Source organism: Chitinophaga flava, assembly GCF_003308995.1.
GTDB classification, from domain to species: Bacteria; Bacteroidota; Bacteroidia; order Chitinophagales; family Chitinophagaceae; genus Chitinophaga; species Chitinophaga flava.
The window spans coordinates 1,572,860-1,595,686 of record NZ_QFFJ01000002.1 but is presented as its reverse complement, the minus strand read 5'-3'; the positions used below and the strand labels follow the sequence as shown (position 1 = coordinate 1,595,686).

Genomic DNA, 22,827 nt, shown 5'->3' with positions numbered 1-22,827 from the left:
TGGCAATCAGTTATGAAGACGTAAAAGAAGACAAGGTTACGAAGGTAAGTAGAATAACAATACAAATGAACAAATAGTTTCGGAGAAAAAAAATAAAAAAAATAAAAAAGCGATAAGCCCGGTAGTGCCCGACTTATCGCTTTTCTCTTATAATAAGAGCCTTAGTTTTTTATAAAAAAAGCATGCGCTTCTCTTGTCCAGAGCTGATAATCTTCCAGATGAATTCCCAGCTTTTCATCCCGCACTACTTCCTTATATTCTCTGCAATCCCAGTACCCTTTCGCCAATGACTGAATACTGCTGAGGGTGCTGATTTCGGTAGAACTGTACTCCTCCGGATAACTTCTGTAATTACCGATTGCCAGTTCCTGTATTTCACTTTTTACTGCTTGCACTGTTTGTCTAGCCATGGTTAAAATTTTTTAGTACGATGGCTGAAAAACAAAAATGAAGCCTTTTATAGCCAGATCTGCGTTTTTAAGATTTCCTTATCATAAAATTTTGTTAAGGAATCCTAACGCAACAGCCTGCTACAACAAAATAGATTTCAGATATACCTTTCCAAAATTACCCCAATCCTTCATGGCTTTAGTAATAACGTCTGTCAGACCAGCGCTGCTTACTCTATTGCCTTTTACAGGTGGCTTCAGGGTTTCCGGCTTCTGCTCATCTACCAACACTTTGGTAGCAAACCAGGTAACATGTTCGTGAGGCAGCGCCAGACCCAGTATCATTCCAGGCAAACCAGTAAAGGATTCCGGACCACCAGGAGTAACAATTGCATCCGTATAAAAAGCCACTACATAAATGGAATCCATAATTACTGCATTCGCTCTTCTACAGTCAAAACCAGCGATCTTGCGTGTTTCGTCTGTGATCTTCCAGCGTATATTTCTGGTAGAATCATCCTGCAGAAACAACTTATCAAATACCTTCTTCTGGGAGATACTGTGCTGCTGACCAAGATCGGTATAAATAATATTTTGTTCGGCAGGCCATTCCTGTTGTTTGAAGTTATCTTCCACTTCGCGTCCGGGCTTATAATAGGTGATATTACCGGAGAAATAAAGATCGAAATAGGAAGTCTTGAATTTAGACAATTGCTTTTTTTGCATTTCACCCCAGCTATCCACTTCTCCGGACCACATCTCATCCAGCAGCGAGTGTACGTTTTGTCGTTTTTCAAACTCTATTCTTCCCTTATCCAGAAAGATGGTATGCTGTGCCTGTGCTGCGCTGCAAAGCAATAAACAGATATATAAGAGTAATTTTTTCATGAGCTTAATTTTTTGCGACGGCGCCACCGCCTGCTTTGTTAAAGTTCCAGATGAGCGTTACGAGGCCATAACGGCCGATAGTGGAATAAGTGTTCTGGGAAATAAAGTTACTGTTGACAGACCGGCTGAAACCAATGTTCTGGTTAAGCATATCATTTACCGATACATTCACTTCCAGTGCGTCTTTTTTGCCAATTTTTTTGTTCACACTGGCATTCCAGATAAAAGCATTGTTATTACCGGTAAATACTGCTGTCTGCTGCCGGATGTTGTAATTCATTTCAGAACGCAGCTCAAACTTCAGTGGCAGGAATATATTGGCGGCATAAACGATGTTACTAGTCCAGTAGTTAGTACTGATACCGCGTTGCACAGAAGATTTGCTGGCATTATAGGTAACATCTGCTGCGAAATAATGATCGTATTTTTTTTCTTTACTGGCATATACATTGAGCCCCAGCGTAGAATTCAGGCTGCGGGTGATGTTCAGCTGATGATCTATATAGTTGGCATTGCGGTAATAGTAACCCCGCAGATAATACCCAATATTGATTTTGTTAACCTTCCATCCCATATTGAGGTTCATGCCGGCATTTTCATTCCCATCAATATTAACGATCTGTGTTATCCTTTTACCTTTAGCATCGATGGTAGCTGACTCGCCAAAAGCATTACTGGTACTGCTATAGAACATACTCACCCACAGGTTGCGATCTGTAATGACTTTATAGTCGCTGTAGGAAATCCTGAAACTATTGTTGAAAGAGGGTTTCAGACCGGGGTTACCGACCCGCACGTCCTGATCGTCTTCATTTGAGCGCAGCGGCTGCAACTGGAACATACTAGGCTGTTGCGTATTACCGGTATAGTTGAATGTAAAACGACGACGCTGACTGAAAATGTATTTGAAGCCGGCAGAGGGGAACCAGTTCACAAAGTTCCGGTCATTTGTGGTATGAAGATACCGGTCTTCCTGACGGTAGCTTGTGAGTCCGATATTGTTACCTACATTGATACGCACTTTTTTACCGACGAAAACATAAGATAGTCCTCCTTTATGTGTCAGCATGTTAAAGGAATAATTATTGCTAAAAGCAGAGTCCTGCAGTTCATATTTACCGGGAGTACTCATATTAAAAGAGGTACGGTCCGACCTGCTGTTGGTGATGTTAACGCCATAGTTCACCACCAGGCTGGACAATTTCGATAACGGCTCTGTATAGGTAACATTACCAATCAGATTGAGGCTTTCTCCATTAAATACTTTCCGCTGATCGGTCAGATGGGTGGAATCTACTGCAGCATGATCAAAGTATTCTGTAAAAGAATACAGATAGCCGTCACCGTTATTACGGGAATAGTTTTCAGACAGATTAACAGAGATGGTACGTCCTTTCTTCTTCAGCTTCTTACGCCACAGCAGGTTACTGTTCAGCTCACGGGCATCATCTGTTGTTGTGAGCCTGCGACTGTTGCGGTTTACCAGGGCGCTGTCACCGTCGAGAAATTCCGAGAGGAAAGTACTATTGCTTTTTTTATTATTTAACCCTCCGTTGAAGTCGAATTTGATGGAAGAGGAAGAATCCAGCTGTACCTCATACCGACCGTCCATCCGATGGCGGAGGAGATAATTATTGAAATGCTCTTTCATGTTGCGGTAGCTGGAAGTATTGTTAGGCAACAGATTTTTGGTAGCGGTAGTATTATCGCCATCCATAAACAGTTGCATAAACTTATAGTTGCCGTTGACGTTCTTTTTATCCTGATCCCATTTATTATTGTAGTGCAGGCCTCCGGTTTGTACCAGCGGATATCCCTTACCGTCATATTTGCCATCCCACCCCACAAATTCTTCACCGGCGCCACTGAAATAGATTTCTCCAGAAGGGTCTGCCACGGCATTGTCGGCCAAGCTCTGTCCGTATTTATCCTGTTCCTGCCAGGTAAGTCCTGTTTTGCCGGTATTGGACACGATACCAAAGGCAGCCATCTTCATCTTCTTTTTAAACATATTGATCATGGCCTGACTATCGTGGAATCCCTGCGGACCGGCACCAGTAGCTACCTTACCGAAGTAACCGTTTTTCTTGCCATCTTTTAGTTTGAGGTTCAGTGTCTTCGTACTCTGACCGTCGTCTACGCCGGTAAACGCAGCCTGATCGCTTTTCTTATCGTATAGCTGTACTTTATCCACCATATCAGCACGGATATTTTTGGTGACCAGTGTAGGGTCATCACCAAAAAACTCTTCTCCGTCTACCAATACTTTTTTGACGCTCTCACCCTGGGCGGTGATCTGGCCTTTATTATCTACCTGGATACCTGGTAGTTTCTTCAACAGCTCTTCCACTGTAGCATTGGCTTGTGTTTTATAGCTATCTGCGTTAAATTCGGTAGTATCGCCTTTAATCTTGATGGCAGCCACTTTCTGCTGAATCACTACCTCCTGCAATAGTCTGGAGCGGAGTGTCAGCATGATCTTAGCATAATTTATCACACTGGTATCTGATAACGTTACCGGCTCTACGTAATCAGCAAAAGCGGGATACGTGATCATGAGGAGGTATTTGCCCGCCTTCAGGTTATCCAGTTTAAAATTACCCGACTCACTGGTACGGGTATACCGGTACAGAATGGAGTCCTTTGCGTGAAGAAGGGCTACTACCGTGTTGGGGAGTTGGACGTGATTCAATGTGTCGGTCACATGACCACTGACAGTTGCGTGCTGTGCCTTACACAGGCCGATAGCAGACATACAAATAATGAATGCCAATAGTTTTTTCATCGTGGGCTACTATGGGTTTGGTACTAAATGATAGGGAAACCAAATTCCATAATAAAAATGGAAAATAATATATACCATCTGATAAACATCTGTTAAATACAAATCCTATTTATCTTGTCCCAGGGCTAAAGCCCTGGGCTATATTGGATGGGTTAGTACGGGGGTTTTTATTAGGCAAGGGGTATTTTGCTAGCTTAAATTTATTAGAATGTACTAGCTATTTATTAGCTGGAAGTTATGGATGAATGTCTTGTTGAGATAAAATCTAATCCAGTCCATTACTTTAACTTACCCCCCTGTTAAATAAAATCCTCCGTACCAACCCATCCAATATAGCCCAGGACTTTAGTCCTGGGAAATTTGTATATTAAGCATCATGGAGCAACAAATATTAAGAAGCAGCCAATGGTTTGCCCGGGAAGGCAAAGACGGCTTTATATATCGCGCATGGCTGAAGAAACAGGGCATTCCGGCCCACGAGCTGGAAGGGAAACCTGTAATTGGCATCTGTAATACCTGGTCTGAACTAACGCCTTGCAATTCCCATTTCAGGGAGCTGGCGGAATCGGTAAAACGGGGGGTTATAGAGGCGGGTGGTTATCCGCTGGAGTTTCCGGTGATGTCACTGGGGGAGACACTGATCAAACCTACGGCAATGCTGTATCGCAACCTGGTGAGCATGGATGTGGAAGAGTCCGTACGTGCCAACCCGTTAGACGGGGTGGTACTACTTTGTGGATGTGATAAGACGACGCCCGCGCTGGTAATGGGAGCCTGCAGTGTCAATCTGCCTACGATAGTAGTATCAGGTGGTGCGATGCTAACGGGAAGGCATATGGGAAGAAGTATTGGCACCAGTGACATATGGCGGTTCAGCGAAGAGTTGCGTTCCGGGAAGATGAGCACCGAGGAACTGGCGATGGCGGAGGCTGGCATGTGTAGAAGCGACGGGCATTGTGCGGTGATGGGTACTGCGTCTACGATGGCTTGTATGGTGGAGGCGCTGGGACTGTCGCTGCCACAAAATGCAGCTATTCCGGCGCCGGATGCGGCCCGTAAGGTGCTGGCCCATCTGTCGGGCATGGAGATCGTGAAGATGGTCCGGGACAATCGCCGGCCTTCGGATATCCTTACCCGTGAGGCTTTTGAGAATGCTATTATGGTTAATGCCGCCATCGGTGGATCTACCAATTTTGTAGTGCATTTGCTGGCTATCGCCGGACGTATAGGCGTCAACGTAACCCTGGAAGATATCGACTGCTGGTCTACCAATATCCCCCTGCTGGCCAATCTCCAGCCGTCAGGACTATATTTTATGGAAGACCTGTATTATGCGGGCGGACTACCTGCGGTGATGAATGCCCTGCTCCCCCATCTGCATAAAGACTGTCTGACCGCTAATAGCAATACTATCGGTGACAATTACCGCCATGCTGTGAGCTATAATAAAGAGGTTGTCACTTCTCTTGAAACACCCTTCAACAATGTGTCCGGTATTGTGGTCCTGAAAGGCAATATCTGCGAGCAGGGCGCAGTACTCAAGCCATCGGCGGCCACTCCACGGCTGATGCAGCATACCGGCAGGGCGGTGGTCTTTGAAGATATAGATGACTACAAACGCCGCATCGATGATCCTCAGCTGGAGGTAGATGAAAACAGTGTGCTGGTGTTGAAAAACGTTGGTCCGAAAGGGTATCCGGGCATGCCGGAGGTAGGTAATATGGGGCTGCCTGCCAAACTGCTGGCACAAGGGGTTACTGATATGGTCAGGATCTCAGACGGACGTATGAGTGGCACCGGCTTTGGCACGGTAGTGCTGCATGTATCTCCGGAAGCCGCAGCCGGCGGTACATTGGCCATTCTGCAGGATGGTGATATGATCACCATCGATGTAGCCGGACGAACACTCAATGCTGCTATTTCTCCTGAAGAAATAGCCAGAAGAAAAGCAGCCTGGCAACCTTCCTATCCGGTAGCACAGCGGGGTTATGTACAGCTGTACCAGCAACATGTAGAACAGGCCCACCTGGGCGCCGACCTCGATTTTCTGAAAGGAAGTTCCGGTAGCGATGTCGCCCGGGATTCTCACTAAATAAATATTCCCGTTATGAAAACAGCACAAAAAGTGGCCATTGTGACCGGCGCAGGCCAGGGTATTGGATTTGAAATATGCCGTCAGCTGGCAGCAGCCGGCATTGCAGTCATTTTAAATGATATGGATGCCGCACTTGCTCAACAGGCCACGCAGACCATTACAGCTGAAAAGGGCCAGTGCATGTCCTTTCCGGGCGACGCCAGTGACCTCGTGTTTATACAGCAAATGGTCAACACCGCCGTTACACAGTATGGCCGCCTGGATATTGTTATCGCCAATGCCGGCATCACATTGTTCGGCGATTTCTTCACCTATACACCGGAAGCCTTCAACCGGGTGATGCAGGTGAATCTGGCAGGCACCTTTTTCCTGGCACAAGCAGCTGCCAACCAAATGAAAAAACAACAACAAGGTGGTGCTATACTTTTTACTTCCTCCGTAACCGGCCACCAGGCTCATAAAGACCTTGCCGCCTATGGTATGAGCAAGGCAGCCCTCGAAATGCTGGCTAAAAACCTGGTAATTGAATTGTCTCCTTTTAAGATTACCGTCAATACGATTGCGCCAGGAGCTACGCTCACAGAACGGACCTTATCCGAACCTGGTTATGCCGATACCTGGTCGAGGTTGACACCGATGGGCCGACCCGCTTATACGGCTGATATAGCCCAGGCCGCGCTGTTTCTCGTTTCGGACCAGGCCAGGCATATTACCGGCCAAAGCCTCGTGATCGACGGCGGATGGACCAGCACCAGCCCACAACCCTAAACAGGATATCAGTATCCTACCGCAATCAGGTCCATCAGCTCTTCCGCAGAAAGGCGACCCGATTGATCACTGCCTTCCAGCAGCCTGTCGGCCAGATCACGTTTGTTATGATGCAGGGCAATGATTTTTTCTTCGATAGTTTGTCGTGCTACCAGGCGATATATAGTAACAGGTCTGGTTTGTCCGATACGATGTGCACGATCAGAGGCCTGTTCTTCAATGGCAGGGTTCCACCAGGGGTCCATATGTACCACGTAATCGGCTGCGGTGAGGTTAAGCCCTACCCCACCGGCTTTCAGGCTGATCAGGAACAGCTGTCCTTTGCCGGCCTGAAAATCCTTTACACGCTGCTCTCGCTGTGATATCGGTGTAGAACCGTCCAGATACAGGTAGGTGATCCCTTCCCTATCCAGCGCGGCTTTCACCAGCTCCAGGTGGCGCACAAACTGACTGAACACCAGCGCCCGGTGGTTATTGGACACCAGCTCCTGTACAATATCCATAAAAGCATTGAGTTTGGAAGAGGTGATATTGCTTTCTCCATCTACCAGCTGAGGATGACAGGCAGCCATACGCAACCGGCTGATTTCCGCCAGGGCTTTCATCTGCCGGCGGCCCAGATTATCTTCAGGTATCTTGAGCGCCTCTACAGCTTTACGACGGATAGCTTCGTAAAGAGACATCTCTTCGTAAGACAGATCCACCAGCCGGGTGATCTCCGTTTTGGAAGGCAGTTCGTCCAGCACAGCCGTTTTGGTACGACGCAGCATAAACGGCGCCAGTAATCTTTTGAGATGCTGTTTTACAGTGCTCTCCGGATTACGCACGCTGGGGAATACAAACTGTTCATTGAAATGATCCAATGTTCCAAGCAGACCGGGGTTGAGGAAGTTAAAGAGATTCCATATTTCGCCCATATGATTTTGTATAGGCGTTCCCGTTAGCATCAGTCTGAAACCGGCCTGCAGGGCCATGGCAGCTTTAGAGGTTTTGGTCTGGTAGTTTTTGATGGTATGTGCTTCATCCAGTACTGCCGTAGTCCACTTGTCAGCGGCGAATAGTTTAGCTTCTGACTGTAAAATACCATAAGTGGTGATCACCACATCAAAGGCGCCAGCATTTTTGATCAGGGCGGCACGTTTACCGGTAGGTAGTTGTATAATGTTGAGAGAAGGAGCAAAACGGTTGATTTCACTCATCCAGTTGGGCAATACCGATGCAGGGCATATCACCAGCGCAGGTCCTTCTGCGGCTCTGTGCAATAATAACGCGATAGCCTGTACGGTTTTTCCAAGTCCCATATCATCCGCGAGGCAGGCGCCGGCGCCCCAGGCTGCCAGGTGGGCCATCCAGCGGAAGCCCTCTTCCTGATAAGGGCGTAAGGTAGTTTGTAAGGTGACAGGCACTGCAGGGTTCAATTCCATGGCCATATCACGTTTACGGATAAACGCGCTCCAGGCAGCATCTACTTCCATTCTGCCAACCTCTCCCAGCCAGTCGTCGAGCATGGGGGCCGCATAACGGGGGATGCCTACTCCTTTCGGGTCCTGGATGGCGAAACTGGCCAGTTCGTTGAGGCGTTTACGTAAGTCATTCGTCAGTGCGATAAACTCACCATTGTGTAATGCGAGAAAACGTTTTTTTACAATACGCCGGGTATCCAGGAGTTCGCGGAAGGTAAACACCAGGTTTTCATCTACCCTTATTTCTCCGTCACAGAGGAACCAATGTCCTTTTTCTTTCAGGGAGATGGCCACATGAGAGAAGTTGACTTCTTCCTTCACCTTGTACCGTTCGCCCTCCGGCCATTCCGCCCTTACCAGGTCGGGGTGACTACGGATCAGGTCCAGCAGCTCCAAACAGTCGACCGGATCTTCAAAAACAAGTGTATCAGCGAGCAGTTCCTGTGGTACGATCTGTTGTATCATTTCCGTGAGCCGCGCCTCATTGTTTTTTTCCAGCTCCAGATCGCGGGTTGCCTGCCAGCGTTCACCATTGCTCACACCGATAATATGAGCAGCACCTGCACCAGGCTTGCAATAAGGCGGATCCATGGTAAAAGGCTTTACAAACAGGGCCGCCTTCAGGCCGGTCCCCAGCGGCAGCAGCTGTATCACTATGCGGGGATCACCTTCTTTCCTGCGGATGTTAATAGCGCCGTCGCCCAGATCAGAATGAATAGTGAGATGTGCGCCGATACTTTTCAGTACCTGCATGAGTTTGTCGCGGCCTTCTGCCGGCACCACCGGCACCTGCGACAGTGTTTGTAACACCCGTCGTTGCTGCGGTGTAAGCCGTATGATTTTTAGACGTGTAGGTGTTTCTCTCACAAAAACTATATCACTGACATAATCTTCTATATTGGCACTAAACGTATATCCCTTACCGTTATTACTCACTATTAGTTCCGGCCCGCCTTTCAGGATCTCTACCGGAACAGCGGGATTATCTTCCAGGAAAAGATAAGGATGACCTGCAATTTCTTCCCATACAGTATTATCAAAAGAAAAAGCTTCACCATCGTGATTGTAATAATGGTCCTTCTGTACCGCGGAACCGATACGACGGTCCTGGTCTGTCATCGCTTCCGCCCTTCCCTCTTTCAGTTTCCTCAGTGGTACCTGACGGCCGCTGCTCCAGGAACCATCACCAGAGGCAGTTTGCAATACAGGCTGCAGCTTATAATGATCGAAGTCTACAAGATATATCAATCGCTGGGCAGGCGCGACTTTCGCCTTAGCTCCAGGATCATCCGGTGTAAGCAATGTATTCAGCAAACGCTCCCAGTCAGCTGTATGCCGCACCAATGACAGCGCGGGTGCATAACGTACAACAGCCGCAGCCGCCGTAAATGCGGGCGCGTAACCCGCGTAACCGGCATCCCTGAATAAATACAGGTATTCGTAAGTGAGCAGGCGGTAATGTCTTTCCATACCTTTTCGCAACAACACATCGGCATTCACCCGGAAAGTGATCAGCAGTTTGCTGCGTGAGTTCAACAATTGCAGCGTGATAACAGACAGATAGCTCAGCAGTGGTTGATCATTCCGTTCCAGCAGTACCAGCAACAGATTGTCGGCCTTTTCCTTTTTGCCGGCATGCAGATACAACAGGCAGATGGCAGGTGTGACTGCCGGAAATAGTTTTCTTTCGTAGGCCGTGAGGATTTTAGTGATGAGGGGATTACTTTTCTCTCCCGGCAATAGTATGAGCGTGAGCGCATAATAAAAGGCAAACAAGGGAGACACTGGCAACGTGTTCTTTTTATCGTACTGCCGTTGACGTTTGATACCTTTTTCGAAGATGGTCAGTGCTTCTGCCGGATTTCCCTTGTAAAGTGCTACGACAGCATTTCCATAGAGATCATCAGCTGTAATATCTCCGAAAGGTGTATGCAGATCGCCCTGCAACAGCTGTAACTCCGGAAAACGATACGACTGCCTTTGTTCAAAAGCCTGCAAATCCTCCATGGGAGGCAGTTGTAACAGATGATATTTCACTGCAAAAGTAAAGATGCTGTCTATGGAAGTTTCGCTGAAAAGCTGCAGCAATCCTTCATAAGCAGGGAAAAAGAGCAGATAGGACAGCCATGGCTGATACTCCGACAGCTCCAGTTCCATCCTTCTGATTGGTGGCGACAACAGATAACGATCGCCTGTAAAATAAGCAGTGAGTAATTGTTGTAAATCCTGCAGCCGTGCATTGAGTGAATAAAACGCATGCAGCGCGCGGCGGGAGCGGTCCAGCACGGTCTGATATTCCGGGCGTATGATATTGGAAGGGAACAGGCCGAAGTTGAGCGCTGCGGCCAGGCTGAAATGACCGTTGATGTTCAACTGTAACAGTTCCTGTTCCCGGAGTTCCTGTATAACCTCATCCAGCCGCAGCCGTGTCATGGGCGCTACCAGCTGAATGGCATCATACAATGCGTGTTTATCTAACGGATAAAGATATATGGAGAGCACATCTATCACCAGCCGCACATCGTCCTGCTGTGATTGATACCGCTGCAAGTACCAGGCTTCATTAATCATCCGTCAAAAATAGCGTGTTTTTCAGGAAATAAGCCGTACCCCTCCTGCTTTCAGTTGTGCGGCCATAGTAGCGGGTAGCTGATGGTCTGTCACCAGAAAATCAACCAGGCTGAGGGGTGCATATTTCAGATAGCTGTCTTTTCCGATTTTGGAGGAATCACAGAGGAGATAGACCGTGTCCGCCTGTGTGGCCATGGCTTTGCTGATACCGGCTTCTTTTTCGCTGAAAGCGGTGAGACCGTTTTTGACCGATAGCCCATCAGTGCCGATGAAAGCTTTGACAGCATGATAACTTTCAATATGCTGTAATGCCCGCTGTCCGTGAACTGCTTTCCTTTCCCTGTCTACCTCGCCACCAATCAGGTTTACGGTGATCTGGTCAGTATCCATAAACGCTGCCAGTACTGGCAATGAATTAGTGATGATCCTCAGAGGGCCTGTTTTTTTCAGGTAGGGACACATGGCAAACACGGTGCTGCCGCAGTCCATGAAGAGCGTATCACCCGGCTTTACCTGTGCAGCGGCCAGTTTACCGATATGCTGCTTATTTTCCTGTGCCACACCGGCTTTATCAACAAAGGCAGAAAACGGATGCAGTGGCGGCGCTTTCATCGCTCCTCCGTGAGTGCGTACCAACAGCCCTTCTGTAGCCAGTTGCTGCAGATCACGCCGGATGGTAATGGCCGAGATGCCCAGCTTGTCTGCTATCTCCTGCACTTCTTTACTCTCTTCCTGGTCCAGCAGTTTTAAAATTTTGCGTTTTCTTTCCTCAAATCCCATTTTTTACATACTTTTGATCAAAACAATCAATATTGATCAAATATAATCATTTTTATGACACCAGAAGTAAAAATCATTGATACAGCAGTATTGTCGGACAATTGGTACACACTGAGGAAAGTGACCTATGATTATAAGAAGAGAAATGGTACCTGGCAAAGGCAGGAAAGGGAAGCATACGACAGGGGCAATGGGGCAGTCATATTATTGTACAACAGTGTACAGCACACTGTTATTCTCACGCGGCAGTTCCGCCTGCCCTCCTTTATCAACGGTAATGAGGATGGTATGTTGATAGAAGCCTGTGCCGGCCTTCTGGACAAAAACAATGCTGAAGACTGTATCCGCAGGGAAGCGGAAGAAGAAACCGGCTACCGGATCACTGCAGTAAAAAAAATCTTTGAAGCTTATATGTCGCCTGGTTCTGTCACTGAGATCCTGCACTTTTTTGTAGCAGCCTACGACGGCTCTATGAAAGTGGCCAATGGCGGCGGGCTGGAGCAAGAACAGGAAGAAATTGAAGTACTGGAAATATCAGCAACAGAAGCGCTGCTTATGATTGAAGACGGCCGTATCCGCGATGGCAAAACCATCATGCTGCTGCAGTACGCACAGCTGCATCAGCTATTGTAACCCCGATGCCTAAGGTGCTGGCAGATAGGTACAACTTTATTACCTTTATCTGCCGGCACTAAACGGTTTATTCAATGAAATACCAAACCCTTCCCCCTTCCGAAAAATTCCGGGACATCGTGCGGTTTTTCTGGGCACTTGAAAGCAACGAGCCTTATACACATTATTCCATGGCCGATATGTGCCCTGAGCTGTTGTTTCACTACAACGGCTGTTTTAATGAATACCTGAAAGACGGTCGTATTCAATCATCCTTTACCGCCGGCATACACGCACAATCGAGCTCCACCCGAAAGTTCCATATAGATCAGGGATTTGGTTTATTTGGTGCTTATCTTTATCCGCAGGCAATTCCTTTGCTGTTTGATATCCCTGCCAGCGAACTGACCAACCAGATGCCTGACCTCTCCGGTTTATTGAAGACCTCCGGCCGGCAGCTGGAAGAAAAAATCTTTCACGCTGACAATCACCATCAACGGATAAAAATAATAGAAGACTTCCTGGAGACGCGCTTATCCAGGCATTACAACGCGCAGCCACCGGTTTTCCAGGCGATACAAACTGTGATTCGCAGCCGGGGCCTCATCAGGGTAAAACAGCTGGCACAGGACCATTTCCTTTCAGAAAGGCAATTCGAAAGACAGTTTCTGCAGTACGCAGGTTTCAGTCCTAAAATGTTTTCGAGGATAGTTCGTTTTCATGCAGCGATCAATCAATATGGCCCTACCCCTCTTTCTCTTACACAGATTGCGCTGGAATGTGGTTATTACGACCAGTCCCATTTTATCCATGATTTCCGGGAATTTTCAGGAGAACATCCCAAAACTTTTTTCTCCGGCCGTTCCGGTGCTACCGCCTGGATGGACTAAAGATGTCGGATTTTTCCAATTTTGCCTGCCGCAACAGGTATAGCTTCGCATTATTATTTCACTGTAAATCACATATATTATGAACATCCCCACAGGACATCAGGCCGTTATGCCTTATCTGACACTCGAAAATGCCAATGGCTTTCTAACCTTTACCCAGCAAGTATTTCAGGCAACTGTCAGCTTTCGTGAGTTGCATGATGACAACCAAACCATCAGGCATGCAGAAATACAGATCAGCGGTAGCACCATTATGACCAGTGAAGCCCGGGAACAATGGAAGGCACAGCCAGGCAATCTTTTTGTTTATGTAGAAGATGCCGACAGCAGCTACCAGACCGCACTTGACAATGGCGCCACCAGCGTAATGCCACTCAGCGACCAGAGCTATGGCCGCACCTGTGGTGTAAAAGATCCCTGCGGTAATATCTGGTGGATTACCAGTGTAAAATAGATCGTGTTAACGCAAACTTCGTCCGAGAGTAGCTACTTTCTGTAAAGCCTTTTCCTTCTGGCTGTCCTTAAAATATTTTACCGGGGCAATGTAGGTGGTGCCTATCGTTTTGATGCCGCAGAAACTTAAGGTCTGGCTACGGAAAGCGCGCATGCCCGTGTTCCGGTAAAACAGGTGATTATACCAGATAGGTGTGTCCATCGTACAGATGATACGGGCAGTTTTACCACGCAGTTTCTTTTCTATCATCATACTATTTTCCTTATTCGCGAATGCAAAACCAGGCAGGAAAAGCCGGTCAATAAACCCTTTAGTGAGAGCAGGCAGATAGCCCCACCACAGCGGGAATATCCACACAATATGTTCGGCAGCTTTTATTTTTTCCCAGGCTTCCAGCAGGTCTGGCTCCAGTTCCATGCGTTTACGGTAGCCATAGCGCAGATTGGGATCAAACTGCAGCTGACCCAGCATAATCTCTGATACCTCGGCACCGGCTTCCAGCGCACTTGTTTTATAAGCATTGTGCAGGGCATAGTTATAGCTTTCTGTATCGGGATGCCCGTTGATGATTAATATCTTTTTCATACCGCAAAGCTAGCAGCAGCCTCACTTCCGGCACTGAACAAATGTTAAGAAATCAAAGAATGCTTTTGCGCAGGCGGCTGAGGTGCTGCGGGGTAATGCCCAGGTAGGAAGCGAGGTATTGTAAGGGCACCTGCTGTATCATTCGCGGATGTTTCCGGACCAGCTCAGCATAACGTTCTTTGGACGAATGCTGTTGAAAGGAACGGATCCGGTGTTCCATCATCACAAATTCCATTTCGCCGAAAACCCTGCCGGTATTGGCCCAGCGGATATTATTATCATACAGTTGATACAGATCTTCCCGCTCCAGGATCAGTAGTTCACAATCGGTGATGGCTTGTATATGTTCATAGGCAGGCACTCCCATAATGAGGCTGGTGTAGGCAGTTACGATCTGTCCCTCAAAAAGAATACAGTCGGTGATCTCTTCTCCATTATCCTTTACATAATAGGAACGCAGGGCTCCTGATTGAATAAAAGCCAGCTGTTTGCAAACAGCCCCCTCGCGGAGGAAGTAATCCTGTTTTCCGAGGTGAACAGGTTTCAACAGGCCGTCCAGCTGGTCAAAGTCGGCTTCATTCAGCAGTGCCAGCTGTGATAGTTTTCTGATATCCATGATGGGTAAAGATCACATTTATTTTTTTGTTTTTGGGTGATAATTACTGCCACCGGGTATTAAGGAAGAAACAGAATTGTATGAAACATTATGCCACACCGGAAGACAAGCTGTTTGCCAAAGATCTTTTGCAGGGAGCACCGCGGCAGGGCAAGGCCTGGCTGGACTTTGACCATAGCACATTGGAGGAACCATCTGCCATCCCCTCCAAATACAAGGAGATGATTGCTATAGCGGTAGCACTGACAACACAGTGCCCTTATTGTCTGGAAAAGCATACCGGCAAAGCCGGTATGCTGGGAGTTACCAAGGAAGAAATGGCCGAAGTGATTATGATCGCAGCCGCAGTACGGTCGGGTGCTACACTGGGCTATGGGCTGCTGACCATGAAGTTGTTTTCCGCCGGAACGGAAATCAAATAAACGAACGGACATGGCTGTCCCGAAGCTGCTTAGACAATATCCGGAATTCAAGAACCACTATAGGATACAGCTCCGGGACAGCCATTTACCGTTGGGTTGCAACTTTTCTCAGCTGCTGCAGGCATTTATATTTCTGGTTGTCTGCCGTATGTTTGTTCTTCCAGCCCATCCTGCGTGCCAGCAGTGCCATCGGCTGCTGATAAAAAAAGAGGGCTTTCAGTATACGTTTACAGTTGTAGGTGATACGGTCCAACCAACCATTAATATTGTCTGTAGCAGGCTTCTCGGGGAAAAGTTCCGCTGTACAGGATTCTTCAGGGATGGCATCATCTCCCGGCAAAAACACACGATTGTCTCTGAGCCGCTTGCACCACAGGTTTCTGGCGATGGCGTATACAAACGTTTTCAGGGAAGATGATAACACAAACCCAGGCTTTTGAATTTGCTGCAGCAATACCAGTAAGGTCTCCTGGAAGATATCTTCGGCATCTGCCTGATTACCGCTGTTTTGCTGCACATATATGGCCACCATTGGAAAATACTGTTGATATAAGGCAGCTGAAGCGGCCCTGTCACCGGCTTTCAACTGCTCTACTAAAATACCGTCGGCTGTTGTGTTCATTAAAACAAGGTTTTTTCAGCTATTCATACCGGAATCAACGGATTATCACCCATGAAGATATTTTTTTTCCAGGTCCAGCAGCCACTGCTTGCGCCAGATACCGCCGCCATAGCCCGTCAGGCTGCCATCTTCTGAGATAATGCGGTGGCAGGGTACCAGGATGGAAATACGGTTCATACCGTTGGCATGGGCTACAGCCCGTACTGCATCCGGGCGCTGCAGGATGGTCGCCTGCTTTTTATAGGTCCGGACTTCTCCATAAGCCACTGTCTGCAACAGTTGCCATACCGCCTGTTGAAACTCCGTACCTGGCATCAGCAAGGGTACCGAAAACACTTTTCTTCTTCCCTCAAAATATTCCTCCAACTCCTGCCGCAGTACGGCAAAATGTGGATGATCACCCGGGATGATATTGGCATTCAAAAGTTGCTTCAGCGCTTTCAGCTCCTGCTCCAGTATTTTACGGTCAGCGAATTCCAGTAAACACACCCCTTCTTCTACCGCACCGGCAAACATGGTCCCCAGCGGTGTCTCCAGCTGCGTAACATGAATGATACGTTTGTCGCGGCTATGAGAAGGCGACACCCCTATCAGCGTCTTAAAGGACTCCGCAAAACCACTCAGGGATTCATAACCACTGCCAAAGGCCGCATCGGTCACTGTGGCACCATCCTGTATCTTCTTAAAAGCCGCATTAATACGCGACATCCGCTGAAAGGCATGAAAAGTGATACCATGATTTTTCAGAAACCATCTTCTGATCCTGCTGGGTTCTATTCCTCTACTGACCAGGTCTTCATCCCTGAACCGCAGTCCGGTATCGGCTTCCAGCTCCTTCAGGATACCGCTGATGAATGCCGGTGTTTCTCCCGGTTTTTCCAGGGGTCTGCACACCTTACAGGGCCGGTATCCCTTCTGAACAGCCTCTTTGATGGTTGTCAGGAACTCTACGTTCTCCAGCTTAGGTTTTTTGGCGGTACAGGTAGGCCTGCAGAATATACCGGTTGTTTTCACCGCTGCAATAAAAGCCCCTTCGTAAACAGGATCTTTATCCACCAGCGCTTTATACATGACTTCGTTTGTGAGCATACCATAAAGTTAACGGATGCCTGATTATTTTTCAGTATACCATTTGCCATAGGTCAATCTCCGCCATATCCATTCTACCGGGCCAAAACGGAAATGAGACATCCACCAGGAGCTGATCACCAGCTGTATCGAAAACAACAGCAGCCATATCAGGAAAATGGTAGCCGGACCGGCATAGCCATAGAGGCCGCCGCCAAAGCTATAGTAGATAGACACACAGCAAACCGACTGCATCAGGTAATTGGTAGCCGCCATTTTGCCGGCAGCCTGAAAGGGACGCATCCACTCCTGCCAGCGGGGAGATTGCAGCAGACGGGTCAGGGTGGCAATATAAAAGATACCAATAGCCGGACCGGCAATATAGGTACTGGCCACCTGCAGGTAGTTGAACATAGCATCACCAGGTCCTGGTGGGGTATACAACAACGTTGCCACCGCCACGGGCCATCCGATAACAGCACCCCAAAGTTGTACTTGTCTGAAAAAAGTCATGTGTACATCCGGATGACGGAAAAGCTGCCTTTTCCCGCTATACGCACCCAGCAGGAACATGGCAAATATAACCGGGCCTTCCATCAGATAACCGATACGAGTGGTTAGCAGGTCTATTCCATTCTGAGCCCACAGCTGGCGGAAAGAGCCGGAGCGATAGATATCAAGGGCAGTATACCCCACTTTTGCATTAGATACATCTTCAAAAAAAACAGGTCCTATGATAGTGCCTGCCAGTACAAACAACACAACAGGTATCACCAGCAATCCCAAAGCCCACTTCAGCAAGGATTCCGGAGACTTATTCCTGAAAAGCAGCAATATGGCCCCAAACACACTGTAAAAGCACAATACATCTCCGAACCAGATAAAATGAGCATGTATCATCCCTATCCCCAGCAATACCAGCAGGCGGCGTAAAAACAAGGTTACCGGCGGAAGTCCTTTTTTTTCAGCGCTGCGCAGGAAGAGTGTAAAACCCAGGCCAAACAGGAAAGAAAACATGGAAACAAATTTTCCTTCTCCGATAAAGCTGATAAAAAGCGCCACTCCTTTGTTCCAGTTGCCAGACCAATACTGCAACGGGTCGAGATAAAGTGCCGGGAAAGAAAAAAGCCCCATGTTTACCAACAACACACCTCCGAGCGCTACCCCTCTGATAGCGTCCAGTGAATCGATGCGGCCGGCTTGTGCCGGAATGACGGGAACTGATAACTGCATAAAAAACATTCATTTTTTCGATGCGGCAAAGTTCCCCGGTAATTACCACAAGGCATTTGACATATGTCAAATAATCAGCGGGCCCTGATCCGGCTGAGTGTTTCCAGCGTAATGCCCAGGTAGGAAGCGATGTGTTGCAGCTGAGCTTTACGGATGATCTCCGGATATCTGTCTACCAGCTGATCATACCGCTCTTTAGCGGTGGCAAACTGTAGGCTGGCCAGTCTCTCTTCCAGCCAGATGGCATAAGCTTCTATACTTAGTGTCCATACTTTTTCAAATACCGGAAAACGTTGGCGCAACTGTAACAGTTTCTCTATAGACACCACTTCTATCACAGCGTCCTCCAGCACTTCAAACGTTTCCTGGCTGGGTGTTTGCCGGGTGGCGCTTTCCAGCGACAAGACCGGGTCGCCCGCAAAACAAAAGGCAGTAGTCACTTCCCGACCGTCTTTCAGGTAATATCCCCTCACTGAGCCAGACAGGATTTCATAACTGTAACGACATATCTGTCCCTGTTCCAGCAACAGGTCTCCTTTTTTAAACGCCTTCTCCTGAGCCGCTTCATAATAGGCGTTATGCACAGTTTTGTCCTGAAAGGCCGTGGTGAGCAATTGCACAATTTCTGCTTCCTGGTATTTCATGGGTTCAAGATAAGGGATTAAGTGTAACATTTGTTTTAGAATACCAAAGAGTATGGACTGGGATTATCTATAGACAACATTCGTATTAGCATGGAGGTAGGCATAGATGGAGGAAGATCTTTGTACTGCATTTCCCGCTATTATGAACCGCTTATAAAATAATTTGGTTTGTATCACAAACTACATTTACATTTGTCATAAATGTCTGCATTCAGATGGAAACAATGGAGCATAACCTGGAACCCTTACAGGGATTAAAAATTATTACGGAGGCGATTGCACAAACGAAGGAGAATATTAAAGGACACAGTTATCTGTTTCTTTTATGGGGATGGCTGATTGCCGCTGCCAGCCTGCTGTTTTTTGTTTTGCAGTCTTTTACTTCTTTTAAATTATTCTTTCTCCCGTTTCCGGTATTTGTGACAATAGGCATTGTTGTCTCTCTTGTTAATTACAGATCAGGGCAACAGGTTTCCCAAACCTACCTGGGCTTTTATCTGAAAAACCTCTGGTTGGTACTGGGCATTGGCTTTATACTAAGTGTGCTGATCAATCTGAAACAACAATATCCTCCTTTTACCTACACTCTGCTGATAGGAGGTGTGGGAACGCTGGTGTCCGGGCTGGTATTACGTTTCAAGCCACTGATGATTGGAGGGATATTATTCTTTGCTTTTTCAGCAGCCTGCGTATTTGTACCCGGCCAATACCAGCCACTGCTTCAGGCGATAGCGGTACTTACCGGCTACCTTATTCCCGGCTATTTACTTAAACATTCAAACGCATAATCAGGAACTGATGTATAATGAGTTAGATCCTGTTTTAAACACGCCTGTGCGGCTGGCCATAATATCTGTGCTGGTGAAGCTAAAACAGGCAGATTTCGGACATCTGATGGACGTGACAAAAACAACACAGGGAAACCTGAGCCATCAGATAAAGAAACTGAGTGAGGCAGAATATATAGAAGTGATCAAAACATTCAAGGGCAATTATCCGCATACTATTTGCAAACTAACCCCCAAGGGGAGAAAAGCCTTCGAAAAATACGTGGAAGACATCAAAAAGTACCTGCACCTGTAACAGGATGATTTTTCATCCGGGAAACAGCTGCAGTTGTTTTTTATTTTTTTAGTTTGCAACACAAACTATATTAACACATAAATAATGAAAGATAAAGTAGTATTAATCACCGGAGGCACATCAGGACTGGGTGCCGCCACAGCAAAAGCTTTCGCAGCACAACAAGCCAGGGTGGTTTTCTGCGGCAGACGCGCCGAACAGGGCAAAGCGCTGGAAGCCGCCATCAGAGCCGAAAAACTGGAGGCCACCTTTATACAGGCAGATGTGACTATAGAACAACAGGTGGAACAGCTGGTATCGGAAACAATCCGCCTTTACGGCTGTATTGACGTGGCCTTTAACAATGCAGGCGCCAACCTGTACACAGGCCCCCTGGAGCAGATGAGCAGTGAACAGTTTATTGATACGGTCAACCTGCACCTGACAGGCACCTTCCACGCACTGAAATATGAGATCCAGGCCATGAAACAAACCGGCGGCAGTATTATCAATACCGCCAGCATAGCAGGAGTAAAAGGCGTTGGCCAGGGTATAGCCGCCTACGTGGCTGCCAAACACGGCATCATCGGCCTCACCAAAGCAGCCGCACTGGAACAGGCCAGAAATCAGCTACGGATCAACGCACTGGTAGTTGGCGCTATTCAAACAGAACAATGGCTACAGCGTGTATCGGCCCAGCCAGGCATGTTTGAAAAAATAGCAGCAGCCATGCCTACCGGAAAAATAGCAACGATGGAAGACATCATCCCAATGATTACTTTTCTTGCGACTGATGCCTCCGCATTTATTACCGGCGCCGCACTGGCCATCGACGGTGGCATCACCGCCGGATAATCCATCTTCATATCAACAATAGTTTTATGAACACCATTGCACTATGGACAGCCACCATCGTGGCTACACTGATCTTCATCGCCGGCAGTTATGAAAGACTGTTCCGGATACCCAAATGGTTTGAAAATCCGCCCCACTCCTTCGGGCTGATCAACCAACAAACCAAAAACTCATCGAAGTTCTGGATACCACTACAGATCTCATTTTTATTATCCTTCATCACCACCCTGATCACCAACTGGACCTTACCGGCAGTACGGCTTTACCTGCTCTTTACCCTCGCCTCTTTTCTGCTGGTAGCAATACCTACCGCCACCTATTTTGTGAGGGAGATACTCGCTTTTGCTAAGATGTCCGCAGATACACCCGCCACTCCCGAACTCCTGAAAAGAAGTAAAACATGGCTGACATGGACTACCTCCAGAAACCTGCTGCAACTCATCTCTCTGCTAACATTGATCATGGCATTAAAAGCCTTGTATAAATAATCATGACCAGTATCATTACGAGCTTGCTCTTGAAAATTTCTATCTTACACGGAATATCCCAAACTATCAATCATAACATGGATACATCACTTGTTCCTCAAATACAGGAGACCAGAAAATTCTTCGATCAGCTGGGAAATATATACCCTCCGAATGAAACAGTCACCATAACAAATGAATTAATTGATAACGTTCCCTGTTACTGGTTTACGCCACCCACTATCGACAGTCGGGATATTATTTTATTCCTTCATGGCGGGTCTTATGCACTGGGCTCCTTTCAGTCGCACAAAGCCATGATCACTCATTTCGCCGCTTCGTTAAAACGGAAAATCCTGTTTGTAGAATATGCATTGGCACCTGAACATCCCTTTCCGCAAGGCAGGAATGATGCCACCAGCGTATATACTGCTATCGCTGCCGCCCACCCCGATGTTAACCTGTTTCTCATAGGTGACAGCGCCGGTGGCGGTATTCTGTTATCCAGCCTTTACGATATCTACAACAACCATGTGAAAACTCCTGCCGGCATCGTGCTGATCTCTGCATGGCTGGACCTCAGTTGTGAAAACGAATCCTACCATACCAGGAAAGATCCCATCCTTACACAGGAGGAAATGAAAAAATATGCTGGTTATTACGGACAAGATCGTATCAGAGAAGCAGATCCCAGCCAGCTGATATTTAAACAGCTACCGCCTGTGCTGATCATGGTGGGTACACAGGAAGTACTCTTTGATGATAGCTTTTCCTTTTATGAAAAAGCGTCAAAGATACAGCCACAAACAAACCTGATGGTATTCGAAAATCAGACACATGTATGGATGCTCACAGATATCCATTCTGTTGCGGCTATCAACGCGCTGGAAAACATTAAAATATTCGTTGAAAAATAATCTTTCCTTCCGCCATGCTTATCCAGGCCTTTCCTGTCATGGAAAGGCCTGGTCTTGTTATAGTGTTGTCGTTAAAGCCCCTTTTTCTGTCGTATCCCACCCTGGATTTTCAGATTGAAACATGTACTTTAGTAAATATATCTTTAATATATGAACACGCATTTAATTTCCGCAACAACGCTGGTACAGGCGCCGATCGAAACAGTATGGGCCTGCTGGACAGATCCCGGACACATCAGAAACTGGAACACCCCATCGAATGACTGGCATACACCACATGCAGAGAACGATGTTCGTCCTGGTGGCAGATTCCTTTTTGTAATGAAAGCAAAAGATGACAGCGATGGTTTCAACTTTGAAGGAGCTTACGATGAAGTGGTCCTGTACAAGAAACTCAGCTACACCACTACTGATGGCAGAAAAACAACTGACTTGTTTGAAGTCGCCGAAAACGGCGTAAAAATCACGGAGCTCTTTGAACCGGATGCCAACATGCCGGCAGAAGCACAACAGGAATTCTGTGCAGGTGTATTAAACACCTTCAAAGGATATGTAGAGCAACTATAATACTATAAGGATTTCTAACATAATCAAAATAAAATCAGACTCAACATATCTCAACACACCAGTAGCAAGCCTCA

Annotated in this window: 23 protein-coding genes; 12 read left to right on the top strand and 11 right to left on the bottom strand. The window is 47.3% G+C overall.

Annotated features, from left to right (window positions below; translation table 11 throughout):
* Nucleotides 1–161: 161 nt before the first annotated feature.
* From DF182_RS22720 to DF182_RS22710, 3 genes are all read right to left on the bottom strand, one after another.
* The gene (locus DF182_RS22720) at nt 162–410 is read right to left on the bottom strand and encodes a hypothetical protein (RefSeq protein WP_113618082.1); all 249 of its coding nucleotides are present in this window, start codon (nt 408–410) and stop codon (nt 162–164) included.
* A gap of 120 nt (nt 411–530) precedes the next feature.
* On the bottom strand, nt 531–1,277 hold the full coding sequence (locus DF182_RS22715; protein WP_113618081.1) for a GLPGLI family protein: 747 nt from the start codon (nt 1,275–1,277) through the stop codon (nt 531–533).
* A gap of 4 nt (nt 1,278–1,281) precedes the next feature.
* Nucleotides 1,282–4,062, bottom strand: a complete 2,781-nt coding sequence (locus tag DF182_RS22710) for a TonB-dependent receptor (RefSeq protein ID WP_113618080.1) — start codon at nt 4,060–4,062, stop codon at nt 1,282–1,284.
* A 376-nt stretch (nt 4,063–4,438) separates the two neighbouring features.
* On the opposite strand from DF182_RS22710, the gene DF182_RS22705 reads away from it, so the two are divergent.
* Nucleotides 4,439–6,154, top strand: coding sequence for an IlvD/Edd family dehydratase (locus tag DF182_RS22705; RefSeq protein WP_113618079.1), 1,716 nt, complete (start codon nt 4,439–4,441; stop codon nt 6,152–6,154).
* A gap of 15 nt (nt 6,155–6,169) precedes the next feature.
* On the top strand, nt 6,170–6,925 hold the full coding sequence (locus DF182_RS22700) for an SDR family NAD(P)-dependent oxidoreductase (protein ID WP_113618078.1): 756 nt from the start codon (nt 6,170–6,172) through the stop codon (nt 6,923–6,925).
* 8 nt (nt 6,926–6,933) lie between these two features.
* Here DF182_RS22700 and DF182_RS22695 read toward each other — a convergent pair whose 3' ends face one another.
* Both DF182_RS22695 and DF182_RS22690 read right to left on the bottom strand, forming a co-directional pair.
* Nucleotides 6,934–10,959, bottom strand: coding sequence for a DEAD/DEAH box helicase (locus DF182_RS22695; protein WP_113618077.1), 4,026 nt, complete (start codon nt 10,957–10,959; stop codon nt 6,934–6,936).
* A gap of 21 nt (nt 10,960–10,980) precedes the next feature.
* On the bottom strand, nt 10,981–11,739 hold the full coding sequence (locus tag DF182_RS22690) for a DeoR/GlpR family DNA-binding transcription regulator (protein WP_113618076.1): 759 nt from the start codon (nt 11,737–11,739) through the stop codon (nt 10,981–10,983).
* Between the two features lie 54 nt (nt 11,740–11,793).
* Here DF182_RS22690 and nudK point away from each other — a divergent pair, with 54 nt between their 5' ends.
* From nudK to DF182_RS22675, 3 genes are all read left to right on the top strand, one after another.
* The gene (gene nudK / locus DF182_RS22685; RefSeq protein ID WP_113618075.1) at nt 11,794–12,372 is read left to right on the top strand and encodes a GDP-mannose pyrophosphatase NudK; all 579 of its coding nucleotides are present in this window, start codon (nt 11,794–11,796) and stop codon (nt 12,370–12,372) included.
* Between the two features lie 74 nt (nt 12,373–12,446).
* A complete protein-coding gene (locus tag DF182_RS22680) occupies nt 12,447–13,241 on the top strand; it encodes an AraC family transcriptional regulator (RefSeq protein ID WP_113618074.1) in 795 nt (264 codons plus the stop codon).
* Between the two features lie 79 nt (nt 13,242–13,320).
* Nucleotides 13,321–13,695 carry a VOC family protein gene (locus DF182_RS22675; protein WP_113618073.1) on the top strand — a complete coding sequence of 125 codons (375 nt, stop codon included), beginning with the start codon at nt 13,321–13,323 and terminating at the stop codon, nt 13,693–13,695.
* A gap of 6 nt (nt 13,696–13,701) precedes the next feature.
* Here DF182_RS22675 and DF182_RS22670 read toward each other — a convergent pair whose 3' ends face one another.
* Both DF182_RS22670 and DF182_RS22665 read right to left on the bottom strand, forming a co-directional pair.
* Nucleotides 13,702–14,280 carry an NAD(P)H-dependent oxidoreductase gene (locus DF182_RS22670; RefSeq protein ID WP_113618072.1) on the bottom strand — a complete coding sequence of 193 codons (579 nt, stop codon included), beginning with the start codon at nt 14,278–14,280 and terminating at the stop codon, nt 13,702–13,704.
* A 52-nt stretch (nt 14,281–14,332) separates the two neighbouring features.
* Entirely contained in the window at nt 14,333–14,896 is a 564-nt protein-coding gene (locus DF182_RS22665) for a Crp/Fnr family transcriptional regulator (RefSeq protein ID WP_113618071.1), read from the bottom strand.
* Nucleotides 14,897–14,976: 80 nt separating this feature from the next.
* Between DF182_RS22665 and DF182_RS22660 the strand changes: the two genes are divergently transcribed.
* Nucleotides 14,977–15,318, top strand: coding sequence for a carboxymuconolactone decarboxylase family protein (locus DF182_RS22660; protein ID WP_113618070.1), 342 nt, complete (start codon nt 14,977–14,979; stop codon nt 15,316–15,318).
* A gap of 85 nt (nt 15,319–15,403) precedes the next feature.
* Here the strand turns inward: DF182_RS22660 and DF182_RS22655 are convergent, their stop codons facing one another.
* From DF182_RS22655 to DF182_RS22640, 4 genes are all read right to left on the bottom strand, one after another.
* Complete coding sequence (locus DF182_RS22655) at nt 15,404–15,940, bottom strand: RNA polymerase sigma factor (RefSeq protein WP_113618069.1); 537 nt, start codon at nt 15,938–15,940, stop codon at nt 15,404–15,406.
* A 45-nt stretch (nt 15,941–15,985) separates the two neighbouring features.
* A complete protein-coding gene (locus DF182_RS22650; protein ID WP_113618068.1) occupies nt 15,986–17,029 on the bottom strand; it encodes a bifunctional transcriptional activator/DNA repair enzyme AdaA in 1,044 nt (347 codons plus the stop codon).
* A 24-nt stretch (nt 17,030–17,053) separates the two neighbouring features.
* Nucleotides 17,054–18,241 (bottom strand): DUF418 domain-containing protein, encoded by a 1,188-nt coding sequence (locus tag DF182_RS22645; RefSeq protein ID WP_161964225.1) that lies wholly within the window; start codon nt 18,239–18,241, stop codon nt 17,054–17,056.
* A 74-nt stretch (nt 18,242–18,315) separates the two neighbouring features.
* Entirely contained in the window at nt 18,316–18,915 is a 600-nt protein-coding gene (locus DF182_RS22640; RefSeq protein ID WP_113618066.1) for a Crp/Fnr family transcriptional regulator, read from the bottom strand.
* A gap of 185 nt (nt 18,916–19,100) precedes the next feature.
* Between DF182_RS22640 and DF182_RS22635 the strand changes: the two genes are divergently transcribed.
* From DF182_RS22635 to DF182_RS22610, 6 genes are all read left to right on the top strand, one after another.
* Nucleotides 19,101–19,673, top strand: coding sequence for a hypothetical protein (locus tag DF182_RS22635; protein ID WP_113618065.1), 573 nt, complete (start codon nt 19,101–19,103; stop codon nt 19,671–19,673).
* Nucleotides 19,674–19,683: 10 nt separating this feature from the next.
* A complete protein-coding gene (locus DF182_RS22630; protein ID WP_113618064.1) occupies nt 19,684–19,968 on the top strand; it encodes a winged helix-turn-helix domain-containing protein in 285 nt (94 codons plus the stop codon).
* A gap of 84 nt (nt 19,969–20,052) precedes the next feature.
* A complete protein-coding gene (locus DF182_RS22625) occupies nt 20,053–20,802 on the top strand; it encodes an SDR family NAD(P)-dependent oxidoreductase (protein WP_113618063.1) in 750 nt (249 codons plus the stop codon).
* Nucleotides 20,803–20,828: 26 nt separating this feature from the next.
* The gene (locus DF182_RS22620; protein ID WP_113618062.1) at nt 20,829–21,290 is read left to right on the top strand and encodes a hypothetical protein; all 462 of its coding nucleotides are present in this window, start codon (nt 20,829–20,831) and stop codon (nt 21,288–21,290) included.
* Between the two features lie 77 nt (nt 21,291–21,367).
* Nucleotides 21,368–22,186 (top strand): alpha/beta hydrolase fold domain-containing protein, encoded by an 819-nt coding sequence (locus tag DF182_RS22615; protein ID WP_161964224.1) that lies wholly within the window; start codon nt 21,368–21,370, stop codon nt 22,184–22,186.
* A gap of 150 nt (nt 22,187–22,336) precedes the next feature.
* Nucleotides 22,337–22,753 carry an SRPBCC domain-containing protein gene (locus DF182_RS22610; protein WP_113618060.1) on the top strand — a complete coding sequence of 139 codons (417 nt, stop codon included), beginning with the start codon at nt 22,337–22,339 and terminating at the stop codon, nt 22,751–22,753.
* The last annotated feature ends 74 nt before the right edge of the window (nt 22,754–22,827 follow it).

Bases quoted from the DNA above. Each gene is read 5' to 3' on its own strand.
- nudK (WP_113618075.1), top strand. From the start codon at position 11,794: ATGACACCAGAAGTAAAAATCATTGATACAGCAGTATTGTCGGACAAT.
- DF182_RS22635 (WP_113618065.1), top strand. From the start codon at position 19,101: ATGGAAACAATGGAGCATAACCTGGAACCCTTACAGGGATTAAAAATT.
- DF182_RS22690 (WP_113618076.1), bottom strand. From the start codon at position 11,739: ATGGGATTTGAGGAAAGAAAACGCAAAATTTTAAAACTGCTGGACCAG.
- DF182_RS22705 (WP_113618079.1), top strand. From the start codon at position 4,439: ATGGAGCAACAAATATTAAGAAGCAGCCAATGGTTTGCCCGGGAAGGC.
- DF182_RS22665 (WP_113618071.1), bottom strand. From the start codon at position 14,896: ATGGATATCAGAAAACTATCACAGCTGGCACTGCTGAATGAAGCCGAC.
- DF182_RS22655 (WP_113618069.1), bottom strand. From the start codon at position 15,940: ATGAACACAACAGCCGACGGTATTTTAGTAGAGCAGTTGAAAGCCGGT.
- DF182_RS22645 (WP_161964225.1), bottom strand. From the start codon at position 18,241: ATGCAGTTATCAGTTCCCGTCATTCCGGCACAAGCCGGCCGCATCGAT.
- DF182_RS22650 (WP_113618068.1), bottom strand. From the start codon at position 17,029: ATGCTCACAAACGAAGTCATGTATAAAGCGCTGGTGGATAAAGATCCT.
- DF182_RS22680 (WP_113618074.1), top strand. From the start codon at position 12,447: ATGAAATACCAAACCCTTCCCCCTTCCGAAAAATTCCGGGACATCGTG.
- DF182_RS22630 (WP_113618064.1), top strand. From the start codon at position 19,684: ATGTATAATGAGTTAGATCCTGTTTTAAACACGCCTGTGCGGCTGGCC.
- DF182_RS22695 (WP_113618077.1), bottom strand. From the start codon at position 10,959: ATGATTAATGAAGCCTGGTACTTGCAGCGGTATCAATCACAGCAGGAC.
- DF182_RS22610 (WP_113618060.1), top strand. From the start codon at position 22,337: ATGAACACGCATTTAATTTCCGCAACAACGCTGGTACAGGCGCCGATC.
- DF182_RS22715 (WP_113618081.1), bottom strand. From the start codon at position 1,277: ATGAAAAAATTACTCTTATATATCTGTTTATTGCTTTGCAGCGCAGCA.
- DF182_RS22710 (WP_113618080.1), bottom strand. From the start codon at position 4,062: ATGAAAAAACTATTGGCATTCATTATTTGTATGTCTGCTATCGGCCTG.
- DF182_RS22620 (WP_113618062.1), top strand. From the start codon at position 20,829: ATGAACACCATTGCACTATGGACAGCCACCATCGTGGCTACACTGATC.
- DF182_RS22615 (WP_161964224.1), top strand. From the start codon at position 21,368: ATGGATACATCACTTGTTCCTCAAATACAGGAGACCAGAAAATTCTTC.
- DF182_RS22660 (WP_113618070.1), top strand. From the start codon at position 14,977: ATGAAACATTATGCCACACCGGAAGACAAGCTGTTTGCCAAAGATCTT.
- DF182_RS22625 (WP_113618063.1), top strand. From the start codon at position 20,053: ATGAAAGATAAAGTAGTATTAATCACCGGAGGCACATCAGGACTGGGT.
- DF182_RS22720 (WP_113618082.1), bottom strand. From the start codon at position 410: ATGGCTAGACAAACAGTGCAAGCAGTAAAAAGTGAAATACAGGAACTG.
- DF182_RS22700 (WP_113618078.1), top strand. From the start codon at position 6,170: ATGAAAACAGCACAAAAAGTGGCCATTGTGACCGGCGCAGGCCAGGGT.
- DF182_RS22675 (WP_113618073.1), top strand. From the start codon at position 13,321: ATGAACATCCCCACAGGACATCAGGCCGTTATGCCTTATCTGACACTC.
- DF182_RS22640 (WP_113618066.1), bottom strand. From the start codon at position 18,915: ATGTTACACTTAATCCCTTATCTTGAACCCATGAAATACCAGGAAGCA.
- DF182_RS22670 (WP_113618072.1), bottom strand. From the start codon at position 14,280: ATGAAAAAGATATTAATCATCAACGGGCATCCCGATACAGAAAGCTAT.